Source organism: Arthrobacter sp. GCM10027362, assembly GCF_042679445.1.
Classification (GTDB): Bacteria; Actinomycetota; Actinomycetes; order Actinomycetales; family Micrococcaceae; genus Crystallibacter.
This window is the reverse complement of record NZ_JBHTML010000130.1, coordinates 1-12,502: the sequence shown is the minus strand read 5'-3', so window position 1 is coordinate 12,502 and position 12,502 is coordinate 1. Positions and strand designations below refer to the sequence as shown.

8 protein-coding genes and 1 pseudogene are annotated in these 12,502 nt (G+C 67.6%); 3 read left to right on the top strand and 6 right to left on the bottom strand.

From position 1 onward, the window contains the following. Positions 1 to 457: 457 nt before the first annotated feature. Positions 458 to 631 carry a hypothetical protein gene (locus ACFQ36_RS16120; RefSeq protein ID WP_377015340.1) on the bottom strand — a complete coding sequence of 58 codons (174 nt, stop codon included), beginning with the start codon at positions 629 to 631 and terminating at the stop codon, positions 458 to 460. Between the two features lie 375 nt (positions 632 to 1,006). Between ACFQ36_RS16120 and ACFQ36_RS16115 the strand changes: the two genes are divergently transcribed. Both ACFQ36_RS16115 and ggt read left to right on the top strand, forming a co-directional pair. Beyond that, positions 1,007 to 3,163 carry a glycogen debranching N-terminal domain-containing protein gene (locus ACFQ36_RS16115; protein ID WP_377015338.1) on the top strand — a complete coding sequence of 719 codons (2,157 nt, stop codon included), beginning with the start codon at positions 1,007 to 1,009 and terminating at the stop codon, positions 3,161 to 3,163. A 299-nt stretch (positions 3,164 to 3,462) separates the two neighbouring features. After that, positions 3,463 to 5,289, top strand: a complete 1,827-nt coding sequence (ggt, locus tag ACFQ36_RS16110) for a gamma-glutamyltransferase (RefSeq protein ID WP_377015336.1) — start codon at positions 3,463 to 3,465, stop codon at positions 5,287 to 5,289. A gap of 173 nt (positions 5,290 to 5,462) precedes the next feature. On the opposite strand, the gene ACFQ36_RS16105 is transcribed toward ggt, so the two are convergent. From ACFQ36_RS16105 to ACFQ36_RS16095, 3 genes are read right to left on the bottom strand one after another with little or no spacing between them, the layout of a single operon-like run. Beyond that, positions 5,463 to 6,938: an aldehyde dehydrogenase family protein gene (locus ACFQ36_RS16105; protein ID WP_377015334.1), complete on the bottom strand. Its 1,476-nt coding sequence runs from the start codon at positions 6,936 to 6,938 to the stop codon at positions 5,463 to 5,465. A 33-nt stretch (positions 6,939 to 6,971) separates the two neighbouring features. Continuing rightward, a complete protein-coding gene (locus ACFQ36_RS16100) occupies positions 6,972 to 8,588 on the bottom strand; it encodes an FAD-binding oxidoreductase (protein ID WP_377015332.1) in 1,617 nt (538 codons plus the stop codon). A gap of 43 nt (positions 8,589 to 8,631) precedes the next feature. Continuing rightward, positions 8,632 to 9,609 (bottom strand): oxygenase MpaB family protein, encoded by a 978-nt coding sequence (locus ACFQ36_RS16095; protein WP_377015330.1) that lies wholly within the window; start codon positions 9,607 to 9,609, stop codon positions 8,632 to 8,634. Between the two features lie 133 nt (positions 9,610 to 9,742). On the opposite strand from ACFQ36_RS16095, the gene ACFQ36_RS16090 reads away from it, so the two are divergent. Continuing rightward, positions 9,743 to 10,696: a LysR family transcriptional regulator gene (locus ACFQ36_RS16090; RefSeq protein ID WP_377015328.1), complete on the top strand. Its 954-nt coding sequence runs from the start codon at positions 9,743 to 9,745 to the stop codon at positions 10,694 to 10,696. Between the two features lie 102 nt (positions 10,697 to 10,798). On the opposite strand, the pseudogene ACFQ36_RS16085 reads toward ACFQ36_RS16090, so the two are convergent. Then, positions 10,799 to 11,841, bottom strand: a pseudogene (locus tag ACFQ36_RS16085) (NAD(P)-dependent alcohol dehydrogenase). A gap of 78 nt (positions 11,842 to 11,919) precedes the next feature. Continuing rightward, positions 11,920 to 12,502, bottom strand: a 583-nt coding sequence (locus tag ACFQ36_RS16080) for a zinc-binding dehydrogenase (protein ID WP_377015326.1), incomplete at its 5' end; no start/stop codon positions are given.

Genomic DNA, 12,502 nt, shown 5'->3' with positions numbered 1-12,502 from the left:
CTCTCACCCGGCACCACATAGGTCCGCTGCACCCCGTGCGCGGCCAGCGAGTCCACAATCACATGCCCGGCCGACTTGCAGCCCGCCCCTTCCGTGTTCCAAGCGGTGTTTGTGCCTTCGGTCGTGGTCTGCGTCATCTGCTGATCTTTCTTATTGTCTGGCTGCGGGTGGATATTTGGGCTTGGGAATGGCGGAATTCCGTGCTGGAGCTCAGTCCGTCTCCGGCCCTGAGCAGAACGAGCAACCCTCGTCGCAATCCAGCGGGACGGTGACGGCCCGGTTCTTCCCAACCGGAAATTGGTGTAGTGGATCGCCGGCAGTGGCGCTCATGATCATCGCAAAATCCCGGCGGCGTGCCGCGGGCTGGACATGCCGTGCCGTTTCAATTACTTCCAAGGTGACAACGTTGGTATGGGCTTGGGCAAAGGTCGGCACAGGGAGGTCCTCGGAGACCTGATCAGGCCAGGTCATGGTCTTCGAAATAGAGTCCCATCCACGGCGCGCAGGTCAGGGTTCCGGAACCGTCGGCCTGATGTGGGCTGCTTGTTTGCGGTGCGGCCGGACAATTGACGGGGACCGTCCGGCGGGCACGTCCGAAGGCGCTGGCAAGAATGCGGTGCATGGTGCTCATGGTGTGCTCCTGGCGTATTGCTCTTGAGGGAAACTGTGGTCTTGGGAAGCATCCGGCGGGGAGATTCCCATCGTCTCCCTGCTTATTTATTTTGAACGTGGTGTTCATTTTATGAACGTATCCCATTGTGGCCGGTTTCACATCGTTTGGCAAGGGTTCCGGTAAGGGTTATGCATGCCCTACTTGGGGGAGCGGCAACACCATGCCGACTAAGGACACTGAGGCATCGGCCCTCGCTGGCTCTGGTTCACGGGAACAGACAGGCGTAGCGTCGATTAGAGCGGTGAACGAAGCGCCGGGAACCTGTCGGCGAATGTGCCTGGCAGTAAACGGGCGCGCTGCCGCATCATGCCGATCCGCGTGGAGGAGCCGGAAATGGCTGGATGGAATGCTGACACAGCTGCCGGGCCGCTGGGTGCCGGGACGGTGACCTTGGTGGAGGGATCGTCCTTCTGCATTTCCTCGGCGAACGGGGACATCCATCCCGAGCTGCCGCACGGTGTTTTCCATCAGGACACGCGCATCCTGTCCCGCTGGAACCTGACGGTCAACGGCCAGCCCGTGGAGCCGCTGGCGGCGGAGACGAAGGAGCCCTACCGGGCGCTGTTTGCCGGCCGGGTGCCGCGCTCGGACGGCTATGCGGACAGCCCGCTGCTCGTGGAGCGGCAGCGCGAGGTGGGGGCGGGCATCCTGGAGCAGGTCACGGTCCGCAACTACTCCCTGAAACCGGTTGAATGCGAAATTCGCCTCAATGTCGAGGCGGACTTCGCGGACCTCTTCGAGGTGAAGGAAGCGCGCATCCAGCGGCAGTGGGACGAGACGCGGCAGCCCGACGGTGATTCGCTGACCATCCGGGCCGCGTGGCAGGATGTCCACAAGGGCGTCGTCATTACCGCCGACGGCGCCAATGCCACAGCCGAAGCCCTGACTCGCGTTGTAGTGATCCCGGCGCAAGGGCACTGGAGCATCCGTTTGAGCGTGGTGCCCACTGTTGACGGCAAGAGCCCTGTGGCGCCGTTTGTCCATCCTGCTCCGGACGAAATGTCCCCGCGGGACCGGCGCCGGCAGGAGTGGGTGGCCAGGATCCCGGTCGTGCGGATGGGCAACCGCTCGATCGAACGGACCCTGCGGCGCAGCTACGACGACCTGGGTGCACTGCGGATCGAGGACCCGGAGCACCCTGACCGGGTGGTGGTGGCCGCCGGGGCGCCCTGGTTCATGACCCTGTTCGGCCGGGACTCGCTCTTGGCCTCGGAGATGGCGTTGCCGGTGGATCCGTCCCTGGCCCTGGGAACCCTGCAGACGCTGGCCGACCGCCAGGGCCAGGTGGTGGACCCGATGAGCGAGGAGGAGCCGGGCAAGATCCTGCACGAGGTCCGGCTCGGTGTCTCCGGCGGCCTGTCCCTGGGCGGCAAGTCCGCCTATTACGGCAGCGTCGACGCGACGCCGCTGTTTGTGATGGCACTGGGTTCCGTCAGCCGCTGGGGCTTTGCCGCTGAGACCATTGCCGCGCTGCTGCCGCACGCGGACCGTGCCCTCGAGTGGATCGAGCGCTACGGGGACCGCGACGGCGACGGGTTCGTGGAGTACCAGCGCCTGAACGACCAGGGGCTGGTCAACCAGGGCTGGAAGGACTCCTGGGACGGGATCAACTTCGCCGACGGCACCCTGGCCGAGCCGCCCATCGCCCTGTGCGAGGTGCAGGCGTACGTCCACGGTGCGTACATGGCCCGGGCCTGGATGGCCTACGACGCCGGCGACGTGGAACTGGCCGCCGAGCTGCGGGACCGCGCGGCGCGGCTGAAGCGGCGGTTCAACGAGCAGTTCTGGCTGCCGGACAAGGGCTACTACGCTATCGCCCTGGACAGGGACAAGCGCCCGGTGGACGCGTGTGCCTCCAATATGGGCCACTGCCTGTGGTTTGGCCTGGTCGACGAGGACAAGGCCCCGCTGGTGGCCGGGCGGCTGATGTCCCCGGAAATGTTCAGCGGCTGGGGCGTGCGCACCCTGGCCACGGACATGGGCGCCTACAACCCGGCCAGCTACCACAACGGCTCGGTCTGGCCGCACGACAACGCGCTGATCGCAGCCGGCCTGCTGCGCTACGGCTTCGTGGCAGAGGCGCAGCGGATCGCCACGGCCCTGCTGGAGGCGGCCGACTACTCGGACGGGAGGCTGCCGGAACTGTTCTGCGGCTTTGACCGGGAGCAGTTTGCCGTCCCGGTGCCCTACCCGACCGCGTGCTCGCCGCAGGCCTGGGCCGCCACCACCCCGATCCTCCTGGTGACCAACCTGATGCGCTACGACGCGTACGTCTCCCTGGGCGGCCTGTGGCTGGACCCGGTGCTCCCGGAGTCCTTCGGCGACCTGCACATCACCAACGCACCCACGGGCGCCGGACCGGTCACCATCGATGCGGCCGGTACCAGCGCCACGGTCCATAACCTGCCCGAGGGCATGGTCCTCCACCGCGGACACCGGCCCTGGATCACCGAACTCGTGGAGCAGGCCAAACTGCGCCCGGAGAAGTAGGGGTGTTCAGCGTCCTGGCGTGCCTGGCCTCAGGGCTTCTCGCCCCGAAAGCCCGCCCGCAAGTTGAATCCGCAAATCGCGGCAGCATGGCATTCCAGGCTCAGCGGCCCTGTATCGGCTCAAGCCGTCGTTACAGGATCCGCCTCTGCCGGACGACCTCGTGAATCGGTGCGCTGATCGGGCAGGACATGCGGTTACCATCCTGTTCCCCTCGTAACGCACCGCAGTATTGAGTGGCCGCACCACGGGGAGTAGCGTGGCCCAATCGGCAACCCGTATCCCCTCACTCCGGAGCGACCATGTCATATGTGAGACGCCGGCTCGCTGCCATCACGGCGGCTCTGGCTATAAGCGTGACCAGCGGCGCCGTTATCAGCCCCGCGTTCGCCGATCAGCGGCAGGCCGTAAAGACCCCGACCGCCACGGGGTACGGCGGCGCGGTAAGTACCGTGGACCCGGAGGCATCCGCAGCGGCGATCGAAGTCCTCCGCAAGGGCGGCAACGCGGTGGACGCCGCCGTCGCTGCAGCCGCCACTCTGGGCGTGACCGAGCCGTACAGCGCCGGGATCGGCGGTGGCGGCTACTTCGTGTTCTACAACGCGAAGACCGGCCAAGTCGGCACCATCGACGGCCGTGAAACGGCACCGGCAGCGATGCCGCACGATGCGTTCATCGACCCGGCGACCGGCAAGCCGTACCGCTTCACACCGGAGCTTGTCACCAGCGGCGTCTCCGTAGGCGTGCCCGGCACGCCGGCCACTTGGGAACGCGCACTCGACCGCTGGGGAACTTTGAGCCTTGGCGATGCCCTCAAGCCTGCCATCAACGTCGCGACCCGCGGCTTCGAGGTCGACGAAACGTTCCGCCAGCAGACCCTCGACAACAAGGTCCGCTTCGCGGCCTTCACCTCGACGAGCAGCCTCTTCCTCCCGGGCGGCGACGCACCCGCCGTCGGCAGTATCTTCCGGAACCACGACCTCGCCAAGACGTACCGGCTCCTCGCGAAGCAGGGCACCCGCGCCTTCTACCACGGGCCGCTCGCGGCGGAGATCGCGGCCACCGTCCAGGATCCGCCGAAGACAGCCACCACCACCCTGCCCGTCCCGCCCGGCCACATGACGGCGGCGGACCTCGCCACCTACCGTGCCCTGGATCAGGCACCGACACACGTGGACTACCGCGGCCTGGATGTCTACGGCATGGCGCCGTCGAGCAGCGGGGGAACCACCGTCGGCGAAGCGTTGAACATCCTGGACACGTTCAACCTTTCCGAAATGTCCGCCTCCGGCGCCCTGCACCACTACCTCGAGGCGAGCGCGCTTGCCTTCGCCGACCGCGGCAAGTACGTGGGCGACCCTGCTTTTGTCCAGGTCCCCACCGCCGCCCTCACCGACCCGTTGTTCGGCAAGGAGCGCGCGTGCCAGATCGACCCGCGGCGGGCGGCGGTGAAGCCGGTCGCACCTGGGGAGGTGTCCTCGTACGACGGCGTGTGCCCGGCTGCCGCTGCGCCGCCGGCTGACGAGAAGGACACCGAGAACGTCTCGACGACCAACCTGACGGTCGCGGACAAGTGGGGAAACGTGGTCGAGTACACGCTCACGATCGAGCAGACCGGCGGATCCGGCATTGTGGTGCCCGGCCGCGGGTTCCTGCTCAACAACGAGCTGACCGACTTCTCGACCGTGTATGACCCGGCCGACCCGAACCGGATCGATCCGGGAAAGCGCCCCCGCTCCTCGATGTCGCCGACCGTCATCCTCAAGGACGGCAAGCCCTTCCTCGCGCTCGGCTCGCCGGGTGGCTCGACAATCATCACCACCGTCCTGCAGACGATCCTGAACCGGGTGGATCTGGGGATGGACATCCCGGAGGCGATCGCGGCGCCGCGTGCGTCGCAACGAAACACCCCCAGCGTCACGGCCGAGCCGGAGTTCATCACGGCGTACGGAAGCCGGCTGGCACCATACGGCCACAAGCTCACGCCGGCGGGGGACGCGTTCAGCTCCGCCGCGGAGATCGGTGCGGCGACCGCAATCGAGTTCCTGCCCGACGGGCGCATGGTCGCCGCGGCCGAGCCCGTGAGGCGCGGGGGCGGGTCGGCAATGGTAGTCAAACCGATGCGTTGAGCCCGGCGGTGTCCGGGTGAAATGCTCCGGAAATCGCCTAACCGGAGCTCTGCCCGGTACGGACGCGTGGCCGGAACAGCTCGGCCGCGCCGGGCCCGGCCACCCGGCCGACGGCCTCCCCGGTGGCCGGGGCCCTGATCTCCCCCCGGCCCCGGCCACCGGCTGTTGCCCGTTCAGAGGCGTTTGATGCCGATCCAGTGGTCGGTGGTGAATTCGCCGATGGCCCAATCGCCGTTGAAGCGGCCCAGACCGGAGTTCCGTTCGCCGCCGAACGCGACGTGGGCCTCGTCCTGGACGGGCATCTCGTTGACGTGGGTCATCCCGGCCTTCACCTGCTGGGCGAACCGGACCCCGCGGTCGAGGTCCTGGGTGAAGACGGAGCTGGCAAGGCCGAAGACGTGCGCGTTGGCCAGCTGAAGGGCGTGCGCCTCGTCGTCGGCCTTCAGGATTCCGACGAGGGGTCCGAAGATTTCCTCGCGGGCGATCTCCATACCCGGGGTGACGTCGGCGAACACATGCGGGGGCACGACCCGTCCCTGGATCTGTCCGTCCAGGACCACGCGGGCGCCTTCGGCCCGGGCCGTTTCGATTTTGGTCCGAAGGGTCTCCAGCTGGCTGTTATTGACCACGGGGCCGACGAGGGTGTGCTGGTCTGCGGGGTCGCCGAAGGGCACCGCCGCGGCGGCGGCGCGGAAGCGCTCAACGAACTCGTCGTAGACCGGGGCCTCGACGATGATCCGGTTCACGGCCATGCAGATCTGTCCCTGATGCAGGAACTTGCCCGTCACGGCCGCCTGCACGGCCGCGTCCAGGTCGGCGTCGGCCAGGACCACGAAGGGGCTGTTGCCGCCCAGTTCCAGGGCCACGTGCTTGAGGTGTTCGCCGCCGGTGGCCAGGCGCCCGACGTTCTTGCCCACCGGGGTGGAGCCGGTGAAGGAGATCAGCGACGGCACCGGATGGGACACGAAGTCGTCGCCGATCTCGGAGCCGGCGCCGACGACGACGCTCAGCACCCCGCCCGGCAGGCCTGCCTCCTCGAAGATCCGGGCCAGGATCAGCCCGCCGGTCACCGGGGTGTCGCTGGCGGGCTTGATGACCACGGCGTTGCCCAGGGCCAGGGCCGGAGCCACCGAGCGCTGGGACAGGTGCAGCGGGAAGTTCCAGGGGCTGATCACCCCGACCACGCCCAGCGGTTTGCGGTAGACGCGGTTCTCCTTGCCGGGGGAGTTGGATTCGAGGATGCGTCCGTGGACACGGGTCGGAAAGGAGGATGCCTCCAGGGTTATCCCGGCGGCCAGGGAGACTTCGACCCGGGCCTTGCCGATGGCGGAGCCGGACTCCATCACGAGCCAGTCGGTGATCTCGTCGCGGCGCTCTTCCAGTAGTTGTGCCGCACGCATCATCACGCGGGCGCGGGCGGCAGGTGACCGGGCGGCCCAGTCCTTCTGTGCCTGCTCGGCTGCCCGGTAGGCATCGTCCAGGTCTTCGGCCGAGGCCTGGCGGATGGTGGTCAGCACCGTGTCGTCGTAGGGGTTGGTGTCGGTCAAGATTTTGGCGGAGCATCCCTCCCGCCATTGACCGGCGATGTACTGCAGGTTCACGGGTTGGCCGGCGAAGGTGGCGGCGGATTCAAGGGTGGTTTTGGTCATGGGTGTTGTTCCTGTTCAGGGTCGTCGGGTGTTTCAGTCGGCATCGGCCGCTGCAGCCGCCGGCAGCGGAGGCCGGGCGGTGGTCAGGGCGCCGCTGGCCGGGCGGAACGCGGTGGGCCAGATACCCTGGCGTCCCGGGGAGAGGATGCCGTTGGGGTCCAGGGCGTCCTTGAGGCGTTGGTTGAGCCGGCGCCCCGCGTGGTCGTTGAAGTCGAACTGTTCGGCGATCAGGTCCATGAACTCCAGGTGCCCCCGGTATTCGCCGTAGCCGAGCGCGGCAGTTTCCCGGATCATCGCCGCCGTTGCCTCGAAGGTCCGGTCGATGTCGTTGGTGTCACCCGCGTTGTAGAGGACCAGGGCGAACAGCTGCATGCTGCGGGCGGTCAGGGCGAACGCCTCGCCGAAATCGCGCCCCAGTCCCTGGCCGCAGTGGCGCTCGAGGATGTTGTGGAGCGTCCGCCCGTCGTCGCCGGTGAGCGGGGAGATCGGGGCGAACGCCACGTGGCCGGTGTGCTCGAACCCGTACCAGTTGAGGAAGTTGAGCAGGTCCATGTTCGGGATGCCGGCCATGGCCTGGTCGGGCGGGAACACGTCCTCCACACGCGCGTCGCCGGGGTATTCGCGGGCCACCAGGCGTGCCCCGCCGATGTGGGCGATGGCCTGTTCAATGAGGCGCTGCTGGACGTCCATCAGCTCGGGCGTCCCGTAGAGGCCGATGCGGGCGTTCCAGTTGCCCAGCCCGAACCGCTCGCGCATGATGGCGCGGACCTCGTCATTGACCGGCTCCTTCCCCTCGTGCCAGTCCTTCTTGACGGACTGGGTGGGCACGACCGCCATGAGGCTCATAATGGTGACCCGGTTGGTGATGGTGCGGTCCATCAGCAGCGGGCGGATGGCGTCGATGAGCTGGTAGCAGCTCTCGTCGGTTTCGCAGTGGATCCACACGGCCCGCCAGGCCTCGGGGCGGGGCATCAGCCACAGGCCCATCTTCGTGACGATCCCGAAGTTGGACTGCATGAACATCTGGTCCAGGCGCGGGCCGAAGCCGCGGGGATGGGTGTGGAAGTTTCGGCTGTTGGCCTGCGCACCCATCCCGGTGCGCACCAGGTCCCCGTCGGGCAGGACGACTTCCATGCCGCAGACCTGGTCGGCGTGTTCCCCGTAGGGGGTGTAGCCGACGCCGTGCTCCAGCGTGTTGCCGATCACCGATCCCCAGCTCAGGTCCGGCACGTCGGTCCACAGTGCGTAGCCGTTCTCGATCAGGTGCGCGTTGAGCTCGGCGAAGCTGACGCCCGGCTCGACGACGGCGTAGCCGAACGTCTCGTTCACTTCCAGGACGCGGTTCATCCGGCGCAGGTTGACAATGATGGAACCGGCCAGGCGTGGAGCGGAGCCGCCGTAGCCGTTGTTGCGGCCCTGGGACCCGGTCCAGAGCGGCACTTTGTGTTCGTTTGCAATCCTGACGATTTCCCGGACCTCTTCGACGTTTCCGGGCTGCAGCACGTAGGAGCCGCGGCTGCGCGGCTGCTCCAGGTTGTCGTAGGGGTCGCTGAACTCCCGGGCGAGGACTTCACCGTCCAGCACCCACTCGCTGCCGATGGCGGCCTCGAAATCGGGGCGGGCACGTTCTGCACGATCAACAATGTCCAAAGTCAGTTCCTTCTCTTGGCTGATAGCTGGTGGCTGGTGGCGGTCAGGCGGCCTTGGCGGCGCGCTCCTGCTGGACGACGTCCTTGCGCCAGGCCTGGTACTTCGGCGACTGCAGGACCTCGGAGGTGGGCGTCTTCGGATCGGGCAGGAAGTGGTCCTGGGCGAAGAAGATGACCTGGAAGATGCGGTGGAATATCCATCTGCCGACAGGGTTGGGGTCCTCCATCCCGTGGCGCTTCCGGACCGCCGGCGACGCGAAGGAAAGCACCAGGGTCCGGCCGACCCGGTGCAAGGGACGGGGCAGGAACCGTTCGTTGAACTGCCTGATCATTGCCTCGCACACCTGCCGACCTGTCGGCGTGTACTCGTACTGGCGCCGCTCGTAGTCCTCCGCCAACTCCAGCAGACCCTCGTAGCTGTCCGGGTACGAATGTACCTGTCCGTTCGGTCCGGTCATCTGGGCGGTGATGTCGCGCCAGAAGTGGTGCCAGGCGATCTGCACGTTGCGCGGTTGGCGGGGAGCCCCGACCAGGTCGCGCATCCGGTCCGCGCCGCAGGCAAGGTTCGCTACCGTGAAGAGCCACTCGTCGTTGTCCCTGAAGGATTGCGGGAACTTGTCGTAGAGGTGGGCGTGGAGACGGTTGAGCCGCTTCAGCGATGCCTGCACGTCCGGGTGGGAGGGGCCGTCGAAGAACCACTGCCAGAAAAACTTCACGGTGTCCAGGTACCGGGTCTGGGGTTTGCTGTCGGCCTTGCCGGTCCCGGCGATCGCGTCGGAGCCTCCCGGCGGCACAGTGTTGGCCATGAATCCGGTGGCGTAGTTCAGGTTCATCACGAAGTCGTTGAGCTTGTACTCCGCGATCAGGTGCACGATCCGCTCGTAGTCGGTCTCGGGGTCGAGCCGGGCAATTTCTTCGTCCACCCAGCGGCGGGACCGGCGGGACAACCCGGCCGCCGGGCCGCCAGGTTCCGTCGTCGTCACAGCAGGCGACCCGCTGTGTGCGGTGGTGTCGTCATACATCGTGTGTCCTTTCTGCCGGGCTTCCGGCCGTTCGGTCTCCACGAGTATGACCGGGCACACATTAGGGGCACAAAGTCCCATAAGCACTCAGATTCAGCGGTGAAATCAATAAGGCCTCTACACTGGGAACGTGTTGGCGAACTTCACCCTCAAGCAGCTCACTTATTTCGTCGGTGCGGCCGAAGCGGGCACCACCTCCGCTGCGGCCGAACGCTTTTTCATGAACCAGTCCTCGATGTCGGCGGCCCTGACCGAGCTGGAGGCCGCCCTGGGGGTGCAGCTGTTCATCCGCCGCCGCGGCAAGGGCCTGGAACTGACGAACACCGGCCGGGCCCTGCTGCCCGAGGCCCGCCGGCTGGTCCGTAACGCCGAGGAGTTCGGCGGACGTGCCGGGACCCTGCAGAACCGGCTCAGCGGACGGCTCGTCGTCGGATGCTTTGACACCATCGCCCCCGCGGTCCTGCCGCCCCTGCTGCACAGGTTCCGTAACCGCCACCCCGACGTCGAGGTCGACTTCCTCGAGGGCGGGCAGGCGGAACTGCAGGCCGCCCTGTTCGACGGCCGTATCGAGCTGTCGATCATGTACGACTATGACCTGCCAGCGGGGCTGGAACGCGCTGTTGTATACCAGCCCGTGCCCCACATCCTGGTCTCCACGGAGCACCCCTCGGCGGCACGGTCCGAGGTGTCCCTCCAGGAGGTTGCCGGGGATCCCTTCATCATGATCAAGACCTCGCCCGCCCGTCCGCTGATCATGCAGGCGTTCGCAGCTGCCGGGGTGACCCCGAATATCCGCTTCAACTCCGGCAACTTCGACCACATCAGGTCCCTGGTGCAGGAAGGCATGGGTTATTCCATGATCTCCCAAGCCCCCGGGGCCACCCCCGCGCACTGGACGCACGACGTCGTCGCCATTCCCATCAGCGACCCGGTCCCGCCCGCCTACGTCGTGATCGCCAGCGTCCCCCAGGCCCGGCTCACCCGCCGGGCCCAGGCGTTCCGGGACTTCTGCCTCCACCCGGGCCCGATCGGAAGTCCCGCCGGTGCCGCGGACTGGTCTGCGGGCAAGCCTCCCGGCAGGTCGTAGGCAGGACACGGAGGGACGGCCGGCGCCACCCCGGGTGTCCAATTTGCCCCGACCCGGCTGGCAGGGCGTTCCCGGTATGGCAGGTCAGAGTGCGGCCGGGGGTCAGACCAGCGTTGAGTTGTCGATGACGAAGCGGTAGCGCACGTCGGAGGCCAGGACCCGGTCGAAGGCCTCGTTGATTTTCTCGGCCGGGATGAGTTCGATCTCGGCGCCGATGCCGTGTGCGGCGCAGAAGTCGAGCATTTCCTGGGTCTCGCCGATGCCGCCGATCATTGAGCCGGCGTAGGCGCGGCGGCCGCCGATGAGCGAGAAGACGTTGAGGCTCAGCGGCTCCGCCGGGGCCCCGACGTTGACGAGCGTGCCGTCCACCGCAAGCAGGCCCAGGTAGGCGTCGACGTCGATGCGGGCGCTGACGGTGTTGAGGATCAGGTCGAACGTACCGGCGAGCTGTTCGAACGTGGCCGGGTCGCCGGTGGCCCGGTAGTGGTCGGCGCCCAGCCGCAGCGCGTCCTCCTGTTTCTTCAGCGACTGCGACAGCACCGTGACCTCGGCGCCCAGGGCGTGGGCGATCTTCACCGCCATGTGCCCCAGCCCGCCAAGGCCGACGACGGCGACCTTCCTGCCGGGGCCGGCGCCCCAGCGGCGCAGCGGGGAGTAGGTGGTGATGCCCGCGCACAGCAGCGGCGCGGCCGCGGCGAAGTCGATGCCCTCGGGCACGCGCAGGACGAAGCCGGCGTCGACCACCACGTGGGTGGAGTAGCCGCCCTGGGTGATGGTGCCGTCCCGGTCGGTGCCTCCGTAGGTGGGCACCATGCCCTGAAGGCAGTACTGTTCATCCCCGTTGCGGCAGTTGGTGCACTGCCCGCAGGAGTTGACCATGCAGCCGACGCCGACCCGGTCCCCGACCCGGTGGCCGGTGACTTCGGAACCGGTCCCGGCGACAATGCCCACGATCTCGTGGCCGGGCACCAGGGGTAGGGCTGGGGCCCCCAGTCGCCGTTGACGGTGTGGATGTCGGAGTGGCAGATGCCGGCATACCTGATCTCGATGAGCACGTCGCGGGGCCCGACCTCACGGCGTTCGACCGTGGTCGGCACGAGGGGCTCGGCCGCGGCGGGGGCTGCATAGGCGTTGACGGCGGACATGGTGTTCTCCTTTGGGTTGTTGCGAAGGGGGATAGAAAGCCCTTTCCCGCAGGAAAGGGCCGGAACCGGGCGGTGGTGTCAAAGGGTGAGCAGGACCTTGGTGGCGCGGCGCTCGTCCATGGCCTTGTACCCCTCGGCGGCCTGGTCGAGGGGCAGGGTGAGGTCGAAGACCTCGCCGGGGTTGATCTCGCCGCTCATGATGAGGTCGATCAGCTCGGGCAGGAAGCGGCGCACCGGTGCCGGCCCGCCGTGCAGGTGGATGCCGGAGAAGAAGAGCTCGAGTCCGTCGAGGGAGACGTCGTGCGAGACGCCGACGTAGCCGACGTGGCCGCTGGGCCGGGTGGCGCGGATGGCCTGCATCATGGACTCCTGGGTGCCGACGGCCTCGATGACCGAGTGTGCGCCGAGCCCGTTCGTGAGCTCCTTGATCTTGGCCACGCCCTCGTCCCCGCGTTCTTCGACGATGTCGGTGGCGCCGAACCGCTTCGCCAGGGCCTGGCGGTCGGGGTGGCGGCTCATTATGATGATGTGCTCGGCGCCGAGCCTGCTGGCGGCCAGGATGCCGAGCAGCCCGACCGCGCCGTCGCCGACGACCGCAACCGTCTTGCCGGGGCCGGCCTCGGCCGCGACGGCGGCGAACCAGCCGGTGCCGAGCACGTCC